This is a genomic window from Amycolatopsis nalaikhensis, from assembly GCF_030264295.1.
Taxonomy (GTDB): domain Bacteria; phylum Actinomycetota; class Actinomycetes; order Mycobacteriales; family Pseudonocardiaceae; genus Amycolatopsis; species Amycolatopsis nalaikhensis.
Genome location: NZ_CP127173.1, coordinates 1,605,979 through 1,622,228, shown reverse-complemented (window position 1 = coordinate 1,622,228; position 16,250 = coordinate 1,605,979). Strand labels below are relative to the sequence as shown.

At 72.2% G+C, this 16,250-nt stretch carries 16 protein-coding genes; 7 read left to right on the top strand and 9 right to left on the bottom strand.

Translation table 11 applies throughout. The annotated features are described in order from the left end of the window. Position 1: 1 nt before the first annotated feature. The 7 genes from QP939_RS07680 to QP939_RS07650 all read right to left on the bottom strand — a co-directional run bounded on the left by QP939_RS07680 (position 2) and on the right by QP939_RS07650 (position 7,136). The gene (locus QP939_RS07680; RefSeq protein WP_285455887.1) at positions 2-634 is read right to left on the bottom strand and encodes a helix-turn-helix transcriptional regulator; all 633 of its coding nucleotides are present in this window, start codon (positions 632-634) and stop codon (positions 2-4) included. A 196-nt stretch (positions 635-830) separates the two neighbouring features. Next, positions 831-1,481: a response regulator gene (locus QP939_RS07675; RefSeq protein ID WP_285455886.1), complete on the bottom strand. Its 651-nt coding sequence runs from the start codon at positions 1,479-1,481 to the stop codon at positions 831-833. A 19-nt stretch (positions 1,482-1,500) separates the two neighbouring features. After that, positions 1,501-2,349, bottom strand: coding sequence for an SDR family oxidoreductase (locus QP939_RS07670; RefSeq protein ID WP_285455885.1), 849 nt, complete (start codon positions 2,347-2,349; stop codon positions 1,501-1,503). Continuing rightward, positions 2,346-3,650, bottom strand: a complete 1,305-nt coding sequence (locus QP939_RS07665; protein WP_285455884.1) for an MFS transporter — start codon at positions 3,648-3,650, stop codon at positions 2,346-2,348. The genes QP939_RS07670 and QP939_RS07665 overlap by 4 nt, the downstream gene beginning before the upstream one ends. A 227-nt stretch (positions 3,651-3,877) precedes the next feature. Then, positions 3,878-4,405 carry a GtrA family protein gene (locus QP939_RS07660; protein ID WP_285455883.1) on the bottom strand — a complete coding sequence of 176 codons (528 nt, stop codon included), beginning with the start codon at positions 4,403-4,405 and terminating at the stop codon, positions 3,878-3,880. 39 nt (positions 4,406-4,444) lie between these two features. Next, complete coding sequence (locus QP939_RS07655; protein WP_285455882.1) at positions 4,445-4,942, bottom strand: GtrA family protein; 498 nt, start codon at positions 4,940-4,942, stop codon at positions 4,445-4,447. A gap of 10 nt (positions 4,943-4,952) precedes the next feature. Next, a complete protein-coding gene (locus QP939_RS07650) occupies positions 4,953-7,136 on the bottom strand; it encodes a sigma-70 family RNA polymerase sigma factor (RefSeq protein WP_285455881.1) in 2,184 nt (727 codons plus the stop codon). Between the two features lie 265 nt (positions 7,137-7,401). Here QP939_RS07650 and QP939_RS07645 point away from each other — a divergent pair, with 265 nt between their 5' ends. The 5 genes from QP939_RS07645 to purE all read left to right on the top strand — a co-directional run bounded on the left by QP939_RS07645 (position 7,402) and on the right by purE (position 12,567). Beyond that, positions 7,402-8,250, top strand: coding sequence for a GGDEF domain-containing protein (locus tag QP939_RS07645; protein ID WP_285455880.1), 849 nt, complete (start codon positions 7,402-7,404; stop codon positions 8,248-8,250). 71 nt (positions 8,251-8,321) lie between these two features. After that, positions 8,322-9,674 (top strand): glycosyltransferase 87 family protein, encoded by a 1,353-nt coding sequence (locus tag QP939_RS07640; RefSeq protein ID WP_285455879.1) that lies wholly within the window; start codon positions 8,322-8,324, stop codon positions 9,672-9,674. Beyond that, entirely contained in the window at positions 9,649-10,857 is a 1,209-nt protein-coding gene (locus QP939_RS07635) for a glycosyltransferase 87 family protein (protein ID WP_285455878.1), read from the top strand. The genes QP939_RS07640 and QP939_RS07635 overlap by 26 nt, the downstream gene beginning before the upstream one ends. 13 nt (positions 10,858-10,870) lie before the next feature. Next, positions 10,871-12,055 (top strand): 5-(carboxyamino)imidazole ribonucleotide synthase, encoded by a 1,185-nt coding sequence (locus QP939_RS07630; RefSeq protein ID WP_285455877.1) that lies wholly within the window; start codon positions 10,871-10,873, stop codon positions 12,053-12,055. A gap of 14 nt (positions 12,056-12,069) precedes the next feature. Next, entirely contained in the window at positions 12,070-12,567 is a 498-nt protein-coding gene (purE, locus tag QP939_RS07625; RefSeq protein WP_285455876.1) for a 5-(carboxyamino)imidazole ribonucleotide mutase, read from the top strand. A gap of 525 nt (positions 12,568-13,092) precedes the next feature. Here purE and QP939_RS07620 read toward each other — a convergent pair. Continuing rightward, positions 13,093-13,284 (bottom strand): hypothetical protein, encoded by a 192-nt coding sequence (locus QP939_RS07620; RefSeq protein ID WP_285455875.1) that lies wholly within the window; start codon positions 13,282-13,284, stop codon positions 13,093-13,095. 77 nt (positions 13,285-13,361) lie between these two features. Here QP939_RS07620 and QP939_RS07615 point away from each other — a divergent pair, with 77 nt between their 5' ends. Both QP939_RS07615 and QP939_RS07610 read left to right on the top strand, forming a co-directional pair. Continuing rightward, positions 13,362-13,676, top strand: a complete 315-nt coding sequence (locus QP939_RS07615; RefSeq protein WP_285455874.1) for a hypothetical protein — start codon at positions 13,362-13,364, stop codon at positions 13,674-13,676. Continuing rightward, a complete protein-coding gene (locus tag QP939_RS07610; RefSeq protein WP_285455873.1) occupies positions 13,673-14,539 on the top strand; it encodes a hypothetical protein in 867 nt (288 codons plus the stop codon). Before QP939_RS07615 ends, QP939_RS07610 begins: the two co-directional genes overlap by 4 nt. Here QP939_RS07610 and QP939_RS07605 read toward each other — a convergent pair. After that, on the bottom strand, positions 14,536-16,197 hold the full coding sequence (locus tag QP939_RS07605; RefSeq protein WP_285455872.1) for a class I adenylate-forming enzyme family protein: 1,662 nt from the start codon (positions 16,195-16,197) through the stop codon (positions 14,536-14,538). The genes QP939_RS07610 and QP939_RS07605 overlap by 4 nt on opposite strands. Positions 16,198-16,250 lie beyond the last annotated feature (53 nt).

Here is a 16,250-nt window from a genome sequence, read left to right as displayed (position 1 = left end):
GTCAGATCAACCCTTCCCGCAGGGCGTACGCGACCGCGTGCGAGCGGTTGCGCAGCTGGAACCGGTTGGTGACGTCGTGCAGGATGCTCTTCACCGTCCGCTGCGAGTAGCACAGCTGGTCGGCGATCTCCTGCGTCGAATACCCGGCGGCGACCAGCCGCAGCACCTCGGTCTCCCGGTTGCTCATCCCGCCCAGGTGCAGGCCCCGCGGCTGCAGCACCTGACGCTGCAGGCGGGACACCCGGTTCAGCAGCCGGCCGAGCACGTCGGGCGGCAGCGCCCCCTCCCCGGCCGCGGCAGCCTTGATCAGCCGGACGAGGATGTCGGGCCCGGCATCGGCGCGGCGGGCGACCGCGCAGACGCCGTGCTCGACGGCGTTGAGGATCTCGTTGTCGTCGACCTCGCCCGCGACCAGCACGATGCGGGTGAAGCCCTGGTGGTGCAGCGCGGACAGCAGCTGGGTCATCGTCTCGTCGAGCCGGTCGGCGACCAGCAGCGCGACCACGGCCTCCTCGGCGGACGCCGCGTCCACCACCCGGACGTCGTCACGCGAACGCAGCGCCATGCAGACGCCGTTGTGCAGGATCGGATCGGTGGCCCGCACGACCACCGGCGTCCGGTCGGATTCGTACATCGTTTCCCATTCCCCTCGAACGGTGCGAGGGTCCCACCCCTCACGGTGACCACAGTGCCCGCCGAGGTGTCCCGAGCACATGGGACCGGCGTCCCGATGTTGCCCGGACGTGCTGCCCGCGAGGACCGTGGCGGCTGCCGTAGTCGTGAGTGTTTAGGGCGGTTCTAACCGCCCTAAACACTCACGACGGGTGGTGTCAGGAGCGGCCGAGGCCCGCGTCCCGAGCCCGGACGATCGCCTCCGCTCGATCGGCCACGTGCAGCTTGGCGAAGACGTTCGAGATGTGGTTGCGCACCGTCTTGGGGCTCAGGCAGAGGGTCGCCGCGATGACGCTGTTGCTGTGCCCCGCCGCGATCAGTGCCAGCACCTCGCGCTCGCGGCCGGTCAACTCGGGGAACACCGGCTCGCTCGACGGCGGTGGCTGGTTGAAGAACCCGAGCACTCGGTTCGCGATGTCCGGCCCGAAGATCGCCTCCCGCCGAGCGACCGCCTGGACGGCTCGGATGATCTCGTCCGGTTCCGCGTCCTTGAGCAGGTAGCCGCGGGCACCGGCGCGCATCGCCGCGAAGACCGACTCGCTCTCGTCGGCCATCGTCAGCATCAGCACGCCGGTGTCCGGGCTCGCGGTCACGATGTGCCGGGTCGCCTGGATCCCGGACAGGTCCGGCAGGTGCAGGTCCATCACGACGACGTCGGGGCGGAGCGCACCCGCGGCCTCGACCGCCGTGGCGCCGCTGGCGGCCTCACCGACGATCTCGATCCCGGGTTCGGCGTCCAGCAGCGTGCAGACGCCGAACCGGAACAGGGGGTGGTCGTCCACGACGAGGACGCGCAGACGTTCGCTCACCCGGGTCACCTCCGCCGCATCACTCCTGGTGATGGTACGCGGACGCGTTCTCCCGCGCCCAGGCCGCGAACGTCAGCGGCGGCCGCCCGAGTAACCGTTCCACGGTGTCGAACACGACGCTTTCGTTCGGACCGGATTCGCGCTTCATCGCGAACAGCCCGTCGACGGCTCGAGCGGGCCAGCCGTACTGCCGGACCAGGCGTTCGCGGGACGCGGCTTCGGTTTCTTCGACGTACTTCAGCGGACGGCCGAGCGCTTCGGCCAGGATCGCGACCTGCTCCCGCGCGGTGAGGGCTTCGCCGCCGGTCAGTTCGTACGTCGCGCCTTCGTGGCCGGACGTCGTCAGCGCGAGCGTCGCGACGGCGGCGATGTCGCGGACGTGGACCAGCGCGGACGGCGGATCCGTTTCGGGCACGTACACGGCGTTCTCTTCGCGGATCGAGCCCAGCCACGCGAACCGGTTGTCCATGAAGGTGCCGGGACGCAGGATCGTCCACGCCGGACCGGCTTCGCGGACCGCCTGCTCGGCTTCGGCGTGGGCACGGGAGATCGGGTCTTTCTGTCCGAAGTGGACACCCGTGGTGGACAGCTTGACGAGGTGCGTGACACCCGCGCGTGCGGCGGCACGGGCGACCGCCGCCTCGCGGTCCGCGCTGTGCCCCTGGGTCAGCACGAACACGCGGTCCGCGCCGTCCAGCAGGGCGGGCAGGTCCGCCGTGTCGAGGTCGCCGCGGACGGCTTCGGCGCGCGGGTCGACGCGGGCCTTCGCCGGGTCGCGGGTCAGGGCGCGGACCGCCGCACCCGCGTCGAGCAGGGCGGGGACGAGGTGGCGGCCGACCTTGCCGGTGGCGCCGAGAACGAAGATCATCGTGGGTTCTCCTGGTGGCGGAGCGGGACGTGGGGGAGCGCGAACGCCGTGACGACGGCGAGCGCGAGGACGGGCAGCAGGGCGACGAAGACGCCGTGGGTGCCCGCGGTGTAGGCGAAGCCGAGCGCGACCGGGCCGAGGGCCGAGCCGAGCGCGCGGGCGAGGTTGACCGAAGCGGCGACCGCGCCGCGGTCCGCCGGGGGCGCGGTGTTCTGCGTGGCCATGGTCAGGACCTGCAGGTTCAGTCCGGCCGCGAAGCCGAAGACGACCAGGCAGCCGAGGATGAGCGGCAGCGCGTCGAACGTCGTCAGGCCGAGCACCGCGAGCAGGCCGAGCGCCATGCTGAGCCGCGGTGCCCAGCGGTAGGCGCCGGTCCGGGCGATGATCCGGCTCGCGATCGCGGACGACACCGCGACCGCGATCGTCATCGGGACCAGCCGCAGCCCGCCTTCGGCCGGACCGGCGTCGGCCTGCAGCAGGACCGCGATGTAGTTGACCGAGCCGAGGAACGCGAACCCGGCGAGCACGCTGAGCACGATCGACACGCTGAACGTGCGGTCGCGGAACAGGCGCGGTGGCAGCACCGGGGCTTCGGCCCGGCGTTCGACCAGGACGAAGGCGACGGCGGCGGCCGCGCCGAGCGCGAGCGACCACGGCGTCAGCAGGGTGAAGCCGGTGATCGTCGCGCCGAGCAGGACGACCCCGGCGAAGTCGAACGGGGCGTCCTTCCGGCGTCGCGGCAGGTCGAGGACCTTCAGGAAGGCGAGGGCGAGCAGGCCGAGGGGCAGGTTGACCAGGAAGATCGACCGCCACCCGGCCAGGTCCGTGAGCAGCCCGCCGACGACCGGCCCGGCGAGCGACGCGACGGCGAAGCAGATCGAGAACCACCCGAAGTACTTCGCGCCTTCGCGTGGCGTGAACATCTCGCCGAGCGAAGCGCCGACGGAGACGAAGAGGCCACCGGAACCGGCGCCCTGCAGCACGCGCCCGGCGATCAGGAACGCGGCCGACGGCGCCAGGCCGCAGGCGAGCGAGCCGAGCAGGAACAGGGCGAGTGCGCCCAGGAGCACGCGTTTGCGGCCGAAGACGTCACCGAGCTTGCCGTGGACCGGCGCGGTGACGCTCCCGGCGAGCAGGTAGGCCGTGGTGACCCAGGCGTAGGCGCCGGTCCCGCCGAACTCGGCGGCGATCCGGGGCAGCGCGGTGGCGACGACCTGGGCGTCGAGCATCGCGAGGAAAACGGACAGGAACAGGCCCGCGAGGGCAGGTTTGAGAGCGCGCGAAGGCGCGGTTGTGGTCAAGAAAAGTCCTCGTGCAGGAGAAACGGGTGCGGCGGACGCGCTCGATACGCGTCCCGTCGAGTCGGGAAAAGGCTCCATCGTCATCCGCGGACGGATGCGACCTCTTCGCGCTCGGAAACCACCTCGAATCGTCCCGCTAGCCCGGCCGAACCCGGGCGGCGTCTTCACGGAGGAACAACTGACGAAGATGACTCTAGACAACTACATGTCTAAAGACAAGGAAATAATCAGCGCAGGCGTGTGACCTGGTCGTTGTCCCGGCGCCGCTGGCCCAGCTCGTCCGGGAAGACCCACTTCTTGAAGCCCCAGAAGCGGAAGAACATCGCCAGCAGCATGCCGATGATCGACCCGCTCGCGAAGTCCGCGACCTCCTGCACCAGCCGCGTCACGTGCGGTACCTCGAGGTCCAGCACGTACCGCGAGACGTACAGCGGGATCAGGTTGACCACCACCGCGACGCCGCTGATCACGAAGAACAACGCGGCTTCGTGGTGGCGTTCGCGGCCGCCGCGGGTGCGGAACGACCACTCGCGGTTGAGGATGTACGACACGATCGTCGCGACGATGATCGCGATGGCCTTGGCCGTGGTCGGTTTCGACTCCAGCACCGACAGCTTGAGCACGTACCAGACGCCGTTGTCGACGAGGAACGTCGTGCCGCCCACGATCGCGAACTTCAGCAGCTCCCGGTGCTTGATCAGCACCGAACGCAGTGGCTCCGGCGTGCGCTTGAGCACGGTTTCCACAACGGTCACACCACGCAGTCTAGGAGCACACCGCGTTGACCCTGTGGTTCAGGCGGCTTTCCGGTCCTGAATGTCCGGATCCTCCGCGACCTCGACGACGCGCGCGCCTTCGTCGGGGAACACCCACTTCTTGAACGCCCACCAGCGGAACAGCGTGCCCAGCAGCGTCCCGATGACGATCCCGCTGACGAAGTCGGCCACCTCGACGCCGAACGGCGACAGCCGCGGCGCCTGCAGGTCCAGCACGTACCGCGAGAACCACTGCGGCAGCGCGTTCAGGCCCAGCGCGATGCCGCTGAACAGGAAGAACAGCGCGGCTTCGTGCGCCCGCTCACGCCCGCCGCGGGTGCGGAACGACCACTCGCGGTTGGCGACGTAGGAGAAGATCGTCGCGACCAGGACGCCGACGATCAGCGCCGTAACCGGGTGGGTCCGCAGCACGGTGAACTTCAGGCCGTAGTTGACGGACATGGTGATCACGAAGCTGATCCCGCCGACGACGGCGAAGCGGAGGAGCTCGCGATGCTTCTTCAGCAGCTCGCGCACCGGGCGGACGCTACCCGGTCAGCCAGCCGAAAGCCCGTTCGGGGGTGACCGTCGGCTGCTTGTGACCCGGGTTCGGACCGGGCGACGGCGGCGCGCTCGTGGTGGTCGTCGACGTCGGGGCCGTCGTCGAAGTCTCGGTTTCCGACGTCGTCGCCGGCGGGGTGACCGATGGCTTCGGCTTGTGCTTCGACGGCGACGGCGGCGTCGTCGCCGACGGCGCGGGCACCGGCAGCGGGTCCTTGCCGCACCAGTGGTGCCAGCAGCCGAAGTCCACGGTCACCGGCGGCGCCGACGCCTTGCCGAGCCGCGCGGTGATCGTCACGCGGCCGTCGTCGGGCCTGCCCTTCAGCCGCGCCCACAGGTTGACGTGCTGACCCGGGGCCAGTGCGTTCGTCGTGGTGCAGGTCGCGCCCGCGCCGGACGGCGTGCAGGGGAAGCCGCGCAGGCTCCACGACTGCCACAGCGGGTGGTCGAAGGTGACCGTGACCGGCTTCGTCGTCTCGCCCGTGTTGCGGACCCGGACGTAGACCAGCGGGTTGCGGGTCCAGGGGAACGCCGAAAGGCCGTCGCCCTGCGCTTCCAGGACCACGCCGTCCGGCGGCTGCTTCACGGTGACCTTGACGCTCACCGAGACGTTGATCTGCACGCCGGCGGTGACCGAGCCGGTGACGGTGCCGCCTTCGGCGGTCGCGTCGGCGGCGAGCCGGAAGGTGAGTGTCGCGCTCTGGCCCGGCTGCAGCCCGGTGCCGGTCTTGCAGGTGACCGTGCGGTCGCCGCCCGGGCAGTTCACCGTGATCGGCGCGGCGGCCTGCGCGGCCGCCATCGGCGCGCCGCCACCGCCCGCGCCCACGGCGTGCACGCCCGGCGGCAGGTTCAGCGCGACGGCCACGGGCTCGGACGGGCTGCCGCCGTCGTTGCGCACGGTGATCGGCAGGTTCGCCGACGAGCCGGGGCTCAGCTCGATGCCGCCCGGCGGCGTCGTCGCGGACACCGACGGCGGGGCCGGTGCGGGCGGCGCCGGCGGGGCTTGCGGCGGGGGCGGCTGGACCGGCGGCGCGGCGGGTTGGACGGGCGGGGCCGCGGGCGGCGGGGGCGGCTGCACCGCGGGCGGGGCCGGCGGCTGGGGCTTGGGCGCGGGCGGCTGGACCGGCTGGACGACCGGCGGGGGCACCTGGGCCGCGACCGGGATCTCCTGGGCCCCGCCGCCGGCGGTGAGCGCGATGACGACGGCCGCGACGACCGCCGTGCCGGAAGCGGCGACCCCGGCGAACTGGCGGGGGCCCGCGGCGGCGGCTCCCGCGGCCGCGCCGGCCTTGCCCCCGGCGGCCGCGGCACCGGCGGCGGCCGCACCGGCCGTCGCCGCGGTGGCCGCGCTCGCCTTCGCGGCGCCGACCGTGGCGAGGTAGCCGAGCGCCGCGCCGCCCAGGACGATCGGGGCGATGATCGCGCGCAGCCCGCCGTTGACGTCGGCGAGCTCCGCGGCCAGCGCGCGGCACTTCTCGCACTCGTCGAGGTGGTTCTCGACCTGGGCGCGTTCGCGCTTGGACAGCCCGTCGCGGGTCCACGCGCCGAGCCGCTCGGCGCACGCCCGGCAGCGTTCTTCGGCGTTCTCCTGCAGGTGGACCTGCAGGTACGCCTGGCGGAGGCCCTCGCGGGCGCGGTAGGCGAGCGCCGAGACGCCGTTCGCGGTCAGCCCCAGCAGCGGCGCGACCTCGGCCGGGCTCTGCTGCTCGATCTCGGTGTGCCAGAGCACGGCCTGCCAGCGCTCGGGCAGCCGCGCGAACGCCTTCGCGGCCATCGTCCGCTCGAGCCCGGCGACGGCGGTGTCGGAGAACGGCACGGTCAGCGCTTCGGCCGCGGCGCCGCCGACCTCGGTCATGTCCTCGTTGAGGTCGACCCGGCGTTCCTTGCGCGTGCGGTCGTACGCGGTGTGACGGAGTGCGGTCAGGAGGTACGCCCGGAAGGCGGTGTCCGGCCCCTTGCCACCACGCAGCGTGTCGAGCACCTTGGCGAACGCCTCGGACACGAGGTCGTCGGCCTCGGAGCTCGAGCGGGCCAGCTGACGAGCCAGGTTGTGCGCCGCGCCGGTGTGGCGGGAGTAGAGCGCGCCGTACGACTCGATCTTCCCGTCGCGGACCTCCGCGATCAGCTCGGCGTCACTCTTTCCGCTGAGATCGGCGGGAACGGTGGACACGGCACTCCTCGGTCGGTTAGGGCCAGGACCTGCCATTACAGGCGGGTCCGGGACGCGAGACAAGTGTGACTGACCCACCCGTGGCCGTCACGTCGTGGTCCGGGTGTTGACTCCGACGGCGGAGTGAAATCACCCACCCCCGGGTGGCGCCGGGAAAAAGGTCTGGAACAAAACTGGCCAGTACGCGTCACGGCGTCCGCCGGGGCACGTCCTCACCGTGAAGCACCGAGCAAGATCGACACGGATCGGAAGGAGCGGGTGGCCTGTGGATGTTCCGGCTACCGGTATGCGCTCCGGCTCCGGTGACGTCCCGACCACCGCCGAGCGCGACGGCGCCCTGCGCGCGTTGCGGGCCCGCTGGCGCACGGCCAGCCTGGCCGCCGGCTGGCGGTTCCCCAGCGACTGGGCCCTGCCCGAGGTCGACGCCGTCTGCGCGGCGGTGATGGCCAAGGGCCGCGTCGAAGCCGCCGAGACCGCGCTGGCCGGGCTGGCCAGGGCGCGGGCGGCGGCGGGCGCGGGGCTCGCCGAAACCCTCGCCGACCTGGCCGCGCTGCACGCGGTCGTCGACCACGGCGGCGACGGGTTCGTCTCGCCCGACGTCGACGCCACCCCGGCGCGGCTGCTCCGGGCGACCGCGCTGGCCTGGGCCGACGTCGCCACCGACCAGCTCGTGCACACCGAGGTCACCGACCCGCTGACCGGCCTGCCGTCGGCCGCCTACCTGCGCACCCGGCTCGTCGAGGTCTACCGGGCCGCCGCCGCGCGCGAGCGGCCCGCCGCCGAGGACTACGTGCTGCTGGTCGTCTCGCTCGACCTGACCGCCGTCGCCGGGTTCCCGCGGCTGACCGGGATGATCCTGGTCGCGGACGCGCTGCGGGCGGTCTTCGACAGCGGGCAGAGCGTCGCTTCGCTCGGGCCGTCGGTCGTCGCGGCGCTGGTCCCGAAGGACGACCGGGTAGCTTCGCACGGTGTCGCGCTGCGAAGGGCGTTGCACGAGCGGCTGTCGGTGGACGCCCAGCTCGCGGACGCCGGCCGCCCGCGCGTCTCCGCGGTCCGGCTGCCCGCGACCCACGAACTGGCGTGCGACCTGCTGTCCCACCTCGCCCGGGCGTAGAACGCGCGAAAAGTCCGGTTTCGCGCGGACCCTTCCGACCGGGGCACGGCCGGTCATGATTTCCTGGTGAGGTGACCCGGACCGTAACCACCGACGTCGACGGCGAAGTCGCGGCCAGATCCCAGCAGCACCGCCTGGCCCTGCGGAAGTCACTCGCCCGCCTGTCCGTCCGCCCGCGGTCGATCCTGATCCTGTCGGTGATCCCGCTGGTCGCGATCGGGTACGGCATCTACGGCTGGCAGCACGACTGGGTCCTCGGCGTCGACAGCGCGGTGTACCGGGCCGGCGCGCTGACGCTGCTGCACGGCGACTCGCTCTACGACGCCAACACCCTGGCCACCGAGCCGTGGTGGGCGCTGCTGCCGTTCACCTACCCGCCGACGGCGGCGTTGATCTTCATCCCGCTCGCGGCGTTCCCGACGCAGATCTCCTGGGGCCTGATCACGGCCGTCTCGCTGGGGGCGATGGCGCTGTCGATCCGGATCGCGATCGGCGCGCTGCCGCGCCCGGCCGCGGACGGGCCGCGCTGGTGGGCCTCGCCCGCCCGCTCGACCATCGTGTTCTTCCTGGTCTTCCTGGCCCTCGAGCCGGTGTGGCGGACGATCTTCCTCGGCCAGATCAACCTGATCCTGATGGCCATGATCCTGCTGGACATGCTGGTCATCGGCGCCCGCGGGAGCCGCTGGGGCGGCGTGCTGGTCGGCGTCGCGGCGGCGATCAAGCTCACGCCGCTGGTGTTCCTCGGGCACCTGTTCGTCACCGGCCGCCGGATGGACGCCATCCGCGGCTTCGCGACGTTCGTGCTGCTCCAGGGCCTGATGTTCCTGATCAACGCGCACGACGCGGCCAAGTACTGGACCGTTACGCTGCCGGACACCGGCCGCATCGGGCCGGTGCACTGGGCGGGCAACCAATCGCTCAACGCGCTGATGAACCGGGCCACCGACCTCGCGCCGTGGGCGTCGAAGGCGGCGATGGGCATCGGGTTCCTGCTCGCCGTCCCGGCGCTGTGGCTGCTGATGCGCTTCCACCGCAAGGGACAGGCGCTGGCCGCGCTGCTCGTCACGGCGTTCTGGACGCTGCTGATCTCGCCGATCTCGTGGACCCACCACTGGGTGTGGGTGATCCCGCTGATCGTGCTGCTGGTCTCGCGGCTGCCGAAGACCACCCCGAAGACGGCGTGGAAGCGCTGGGTCGGGACCGGGCTGGTCGCGTTCGTGTTCGTCAGCTGCGTGCTGCTGATCCTGCCGAACGGCCGCAACGTCGAGCTGCACTGGAAGGTGTGGCAGAACATCGTGGGGGACGCCTACATCCTGATGCCGGTGGTGCTGGCCGCGGCGCTGATCCTGCGCTGGGGCCTGCAGAAGCGTGCCAGGAAGAAGGCCGTCGCGGACGAGCATGTCGACGTCGCGTCCGGCGTCTGAGGCGCGCACCGGACGGGTGCTCGCCGGCGTTCTCGCGCTGCTCGTCCTCGGGTTCGGCGTCGTCGTCTGGCTGGCCGGGTGGCACCTGGGCGCGGACAGCGCGGTGTACCGCGCAGGTGCGCTGACGCTCGTGCACGGCGACCCGCTCTACACGCGGGACGTGCTGACCGCGTTGCCGGACTGGGTGCGGCTGCCGTTCACCTACACCCCGGCCGCCGCGCCGCTGTTCCTGCCGCTCGCCCTCGTGCCATCGGGCCTGGTCTGGGGCGTGATCGCGGTTTTGTCGGTGGTCGGTCTTATGGTCGTGATCACGGTGGTTTCGTCGTCGCCGGGGCGCGCACCGCTTCTGGGAAGAAGCTGGTGGGCGCTGCCGGCGGGAACGGCCATCGCGCTGGCGCTGGAACCGGTGTGGAAGACGCTGTTCCTGGGCCAGATCAACTTGATACTGATGGCGTTCGTGGTGCTGGACGTCCTGGTGCTCTCGGCGCGGGGATCGCGCTGGGCGGGCGTGCTGATCGGCGTGGCGGCGGCGATCAAGCTGACCCCGCTGATCTTCGTGCCGCACCTGTTCTTCACCGGCCGGTGGAAGGACGGGCTGCGGGCCCTGGGCACGTTCGTGGCGCTCGAAGCGGTGATGTTCGCGGTCATCCCGGTCGACGCGGCGCGGTTCTGGCGGGATTCGGCGACCGACCCGAGCCGGGTCGGGTCGGTGCACTGGATCTTCAACCAGTCGCTCAACGGGCTGGTCAACCGGGCTTCGGCGCTGGCGCCCTGGTCGCTGGCGGTGGCGGTCGGGGTGGCGGCGGTGCTGGCCGTGCCCGCGGTGTGGCTGGTGGTGCGGCTGCACCGGCGTGGTGAGGACGCGGCGGCGTTGCTGGTGACGGCGTTCTACGGGCTGCTGCTGTCGCCGGTGTCGTGGTCGCACCACTGGGTCTGGTGCGTGCCGTTGCTCACGCTGCTGGTGGTGAAGGCGCGGTGGTGGGCCGCGGCGGCGGTCGCGGTGCTGTTCGCCTCGCAGATCGTGATGCTGGTGCCCAACGGCGGCGACGTGGAGTTCGGCTGGGGCCTGGGCTGGTCGGTGCTCGGCAACGGCTACGTGCTGGCGGCGGCGGCCGGGATCCTCGGGCTCGCGGCGCGTGAGCTACGTCTGGTCCGGCGGTCACCGCAGGTCGTCACAGTTTAGGCTGATCGGCGCTATGGACAAAAACACCGGTCTGCCCATCGTGGGCATGGTGGGCGGCGGGCAGCTGGCCCGGATGACCCACCAGGCGGCGATCTCCCTCGGCCAGTCCCTGCGCGTGCTCGCGGCGAGCGAGAACGAAGCGGCGGGGCTCGTCGCGGGCGACGTCACCCTCGGCCACCACACCGATCTCGAGGCGCTGCGGAAGTTCGCGGCCTCGGTCGACGTGCTCACGTTCGACCACGAGCACGTGCCGGGCGAGCACCTGCTGACGTTGTCGATGGAGGGCTTCGTCATCCGGCCGGCGGCGACCGCGCTCGGCTTCGCGCAGAACAAGCTCGTGATGCGCGAGATGATGGCCGGCCTCGGCGTGCCGGGCCCCGCCTTCGCCGAGGTGTCCTCTGTGGACGACGTGCTGGCGTTCGGCGGCGAGCACGGCTGGCCGGTGGTGCTCAAGGCGTCGACCGGCGGGTACGACGGCCGCGGCGTCTGGATGCTGGACACCGCCCAGCACGCCCGCGAGACCGTGCCGGAGCTGCTCGAAGCGGGCACGGCCCTGCTGGTCGAGGAGAAGGTGACGATGAGGCGGGAGCTGTCCGCGCTCGTCGCCCGCTCGCCCTTCGGCCAGGGCGCGGCGTACCCCGTGGTGGAGACGGTGCAGCAGGGCGGCATCAACACCGAGGTGCTGGCCCCGGCGCCGGGGCTGGCCCCGGAACGCGTGCACGAGGCCCAGGACCTGGCGCTGCGGATCGCGTCGACGCTGGACGTCACCGGCCTGCTGGCCGTGGAGCTGTTCGAGACGGACACCGGGCTGCTGGTGAACGAGCTGGCGATGCGCCCGCACAACTCCGGGCACTGGACCATGGACGGCGCGCGCACGTCGCAGTTCGAGCAGCACCTGCGCGCGGTGCTCGACTACCCGCTGGGCCGGACGGACCTGATCGCGCCGGCGTGCGTGATGGCGAACGTGCTGGGCGCGCCGGAGCTGCCCGAGATGGGCCCGGACGAGCGGCTGCACCACCTGTTCGCGCGGTACCCGGAGGCCCGGGTGCACCTGTACGGCAAACAGGAGCGGCCGGGGCGCAAGCTCGGGCACGTCAACTTCACCGGCGAGCGCATGGACGACCTGCGCGACCGCGCGCTGCTGTCGGCGCACTGGCTGTCCCACGCCGTCTGGCTCGACGGCTACGAGATCCACTGACGGGAGTGACGGGTATGGCGCCGCAGGTGGGCGTGATCATGGGCAGCGACTCGGACTGGCCGACGCTGGAGGCGGCCGGCGCGGCGCTGGACGAGTTCGGCGTCGAGTACGAGGTCGGCGTGTATTCGGCGCACCGGACGCCGCAGCGCATGCTGGACTACGCGACGTCGGCGGCGGCCCGCGGCCTGAAGGTGATCATCGCGGGCGCGGGCGGCGCGGCCCACCTCCCGGGCATGGTGGCGTCGGCGACGGTGCTGCCGGTGATCGGTGTCCCGGTGCCGCTGAAGTACCTGGACGGCATGGATTCGCTGCTGTCGATCGTCCAGATGCCGGCGGGCGTCCCGGTGGCGACGGTCTCGGTGGGCGGCGCGCGCAACGCGGGCCTGCTGGCGGTCCGCATCCTGGCGGCGTCGGACGAGGGCCTGCGGACGAAGATGGCGAAGTTCCAGCAGGACCTGGAGAAGCTGGTCCTGGACAAGGACGCGGCCCTGCGCGAGAAGACCGGCCACTAAGCGAGCCATTCGGTGGAGCCGTGTGCGGAATCCGCTCCAGCGCCCGGGCGAACCCGCTAAGGTCCTGACTCCGATCGACGGAGTTCTCGAGGGGCGAGTGATGGTGGATTCGCGGTCGGACGACGGTGTCTCGGTGCCCTGGCTCGCCGGGGTCGTCCTGGCGGGCGTCGGGGTGGGGCTGGCCGTCGTCGCGTTGACGTTCCCGTGGGTCGTGGTCCGGACCGATCCGCAGGGCGCGCCGTTCGACCTCACCGTGACGAGCATCGAGCGGCAGGGCCCGACGTTCGCGGTGCTGCTCGTGGTCGCCGCGGTGGGCGCGGTCGCGGCGTTCGCGGCCGGGCGCCGGGAGATCGGGTTGTGGCGGCTCGCGATCGTCGTGTGCGCCCCGCTGCCCGCGCTGGCCGCCCTGTTCGTCGCGCTGCGCGCCAACGCGGCCGACATCCGCGCCTCCCTGCCGTCGTTCGGCTTCGACTCGGAGCGGGCGGGCCCGGATTTCCTGGTAACCCCGGCGCAGGGGCTGGTGTTCTACACGGCCGGGATGCTGCTCCTCGGGCTCGGCGTCGCCATCGCCGGTGTCCCGGCGGCGTCGCGCGTCCGGATCGCGGCGACGCCGGACGCACCGCCGCGGCGGACGCCGGTCGTGCGGGTGACGGCGCTGGTGCTCGCCGTGCCGGTCGTCGTGCTCTCCCAGTCGCTGGCCTGGTTCGAGGTCGACAACGCCGAAGGCGAGCTTCCCGGCGGTCGTCACCGGTTGGCCGGGGATCTACCGCGTCGGCTTGGTCGCGGTCCTCGTAATGCTCGTGGGTACCGCGCTGACGACGGGCTGGCGGCGCAACGCCCTGCGCCTGGCCGCGCTGTACGTGTGCGGCGGTCTCTACGGCGTGCTGCTGATCAACGCGTGGCTGCTGTGGGACCCGAGCGGGGCCGCGGACCGGATCAGCGCCCAGCGCGACGGGCTCGAGCTGGGCCTCGGCTACTGGGCGTCGCTGGTCGCCGTGCCGCTGCTGGCCGTGGTCACCGGTCCGCGCCTGACCCCCGAGCCCGAGCCGGCCGCCGAACCGGACGACGAGCCGGAGTCCGAAGAGGCGCGGGAAGGCGCGGAGGCGTGAACCGCAAGCGGAAGCCGGTGGTCGCGGGCCGCACGACGACCCTGCGTCCGGCGAAGCGGCCGAAGCGGGGACCGGCGTGGTGGAACAAGCTCGGCAAGGTCCCGAAGACGCTGGTCGCCACCGCGACCCCGCTGGTGCTCGCCGTCGCGATCCCCGGGGTCGCTCCGCTGACCGTCGACCGGGCGAAGGACGTCTTCTCCGACGAGGTCCTGACCGCGCGCGGCGAGAGCTACCCGGGTCTCGTCGCGGGGGAGTACTGGGCGACCGATGCCGTGCTGACCGGTCCGGTGTCGGGCGACGTGCTGGCCGAGATGGGGAAGCACACCCTCGCCCAGCTGGGCACGTCCGGGCACCAGGTGACGCTGGAGAGCCACCGGTCCGGCCGGATCGACATCGAGAAGATCACCGCGGTCGTCGAGGAGCGGAAGGATCCCCTGGCGGGAACGGCCTTCATCGCGGATCCGCAGGGCACCGGCGAAGCAGCCCTCATCGAGTTCCGGCTCGACTCCGGGGCGGGCTCGGAAATCCCGGCCCTGGTCCCCGGCGAGGATCCCGGCGGGCCGACGCGGCCGTACCTGACCGACGGCAAGGTCCGGTTCGTCGAGCAGGGCAAAACCGAGCACCTGGTGATCCGGGCGCACACGGAGAAGTGCTTCTGCCGCTGGCGCGTCCGCATCGAGTACAGCTATCGCGGCAGCCGTCGCGCGCTGGTGGTGCCGCCGCCCGGGCAGCCCGCCTTCGCCACGACGGCGTGGGGCCGCCACTACGTCGAGTACAACCTGCACTCGGGCGAGCCCGACATCGGTCCGAAGCGGCACGACTGCCGGGTCCAACCCGCGACTTGCCGGTTCAAGCCCAGCTAGCCGAGCTGCTCCCGCAGCTGCCGCTTCAGCACCTTCCCGGCCGCCGACACCGGGATCTGCTCGACGACGTGCACCTCCCGCAACCGCTTGTACGGCAGCACCTTCTCGTTCACCGCGGCCATCAGCTCGTCGGCGTCCAGCTCCCCGCGCGGCACCACGAACGCGACCGGCAGCTCGCCGACCTCGGTGTCCGGGCGGCCCACCACGGCCGCCGCCGCGACGCCCGGCATCGTGATCAGGAGCTCCTCCAGCTCGCGGGGGAAGACGTTGTAGCCCTTGTACAGCAGCATGTCCTTCTTGCGGTCCACGATGGACAGGTAGCCGTCCGCGTCGAGGATGCCGATGTCGCCCGTGTGCAGCCAGCCGTCGACCAGGGCCGCCGCCGTCTCCTCCGGGCGGTTGCGGTAACCCAGCATGATCTGGGGGCCGCGCAGGCAGACCTCGCCCTTTTCGCCGGCCGGGAGCGGTTCCTCGCCGCCCTCGGCCGGGACGATCTTGACCTCCGTGTCGAAGATCGGGACGCCCACCGAGCCGACCTTGCGGGTGCCCGAGCGGTACGTCGGCGAGATCACCGCGCCCATCGTCGCCTCGGTGAGGCCGTAGCCCTCGCTCACCACGACGTCCGGGAAGCGCTCGCGCAGCGCGTTGATCATCGCGTGGTTCATCGGCGCCGCGCCCGACCCGATCGACTTCACCGACGACAGGTCGGCCGTGTGGAACGACGGCGTCGCCAGCAGCGCGGCGAACAGCGCCGGGGCCCCGCCGATGCCGGTGATCCGGAGCCGCTCGGCGTCGGCGACGTACGCCGGCGGGTCGAACCGCGAATGCAGCACGATCGTGGTGCCCGCGAGCACCGCCGCGTTCAGCCCGCCGATGATGCCCATCGCGTGGAACCACGGCGTCAGGTTGATCGCGACGCCGGTGCCCAGCCGCGTCGGCCACTCGTCCTCGCTGCCGATCTGGTCGATCGTGACGTCGCCGTTCGCGTCGAGCGCCGGCACCGAGCCGGAGCCCCAGCACGCGTGCTGGAGCGTGTTGACCACGACGTTGCGGTGCGAGAGCCGCACGCCCTTCGACCGGCCGGTGGTGCCGCCCGTGTACGCGAGGTGCGCGAGGTCCTCGTGCAGCGACAGCTCCACGTCGGGGCGCGTCTCGGGCTGCCCCTCCTGAAAGGCCTCGAATTCGACGCCGCCTTCGGGCAGGTCGCCGGTGGGGGCGACGACGACGGTGAGCCGCGCCGGGATCCGGTCGGCGACGCTCGCCAGCGCGCCCGCGACCGGGCCGAACGTCACGACGGCCGCGGCCTCGCAGTCGGTGAGCTGGAAGGCCAGGTCGTCCGGCGGGAGCAGCGGGTTCGCCGGGCTGAAGGTGGCCCCGGCCAGCAGCGTGCCGTAGTAGGCGACCGGGAAGGCCAGGCAGTTCGGCAGGTGCAGCGCGACGACGTCGCCGCGGCCGATGCCCCGGGCCCGCAGGGCGTTGGCGAACCGGCACGCGGCCCGGTAGGTCTCGGTGAAGGTGAGGCTGCGGCCGTCGTGGGCGAAGGCCGTCCGGTCGCCCCAGCGCGCGGCCCCCGCGGCGATGAGCGAACCGACCGGGACTTCGGGGTAGTCGAGGGAGGCGGGCAAACCGGGCGGCGGCGTCGACGCGGTGAGCGGCATCACTCGACCTTACGAATTCTGCGGTCCACGACACAAGGACGCAGCCGGTCGGT

Excerpts from the sequence above, each read along its gene's own strand:
- QP939_RS07605 (WP_285455872.1), bottom strand. The coding sequence starts at position 16,197 with ATGCCGCTCACCGCGTCGACGCCGCCGCCCGGTTTGCCCGCCTCCCTC.
- QP939_RS07670 (WP_285455885.1), bottom strand. The coding sequence starts at position 2,349 with ATGATCTTCGTTCTCGGCGCCACCGGCAAGGTCGGCCGCCACCTCGTC.
- QP939_RS07630 (WP_285455877.1), top strand. The coding sequence starts at position 10,871 with ATGGACAAAAACACCGGTCTGCCCATCGTGGGCATGGTGGGCGGCGGG.
- QP939_RS07635 (WP_285455878.1), top strand. The coding sequence starts at position 9,649 with ATGTCGACGTCGCGTCCGGCGTCTGAGGCGCGCACCGGACGGGTGCTC.
- QP939_RS07680 (WP_285455887.1), bottom strand. The coding sequence starts at position 634 with ATGTACGAATCCGACCGGACGCCGGTGGTCGTGCGGGCCACCGATCCG.
- purE (WP_285455876.1), top strand. The coding sequence starts at position 12,070 with ATGGCGCCGCAGGTGGGCGTGATCATGGGCAGCGACTCGGACTGGCCG.
- QP939_RS07615 (WP_285455874.1), top strand. The coding sequence starts at position 13,362 with ATGCTCGTGGGTACCGCGCTGACGACGGGCTGGCGGCGCAACGCCCTG.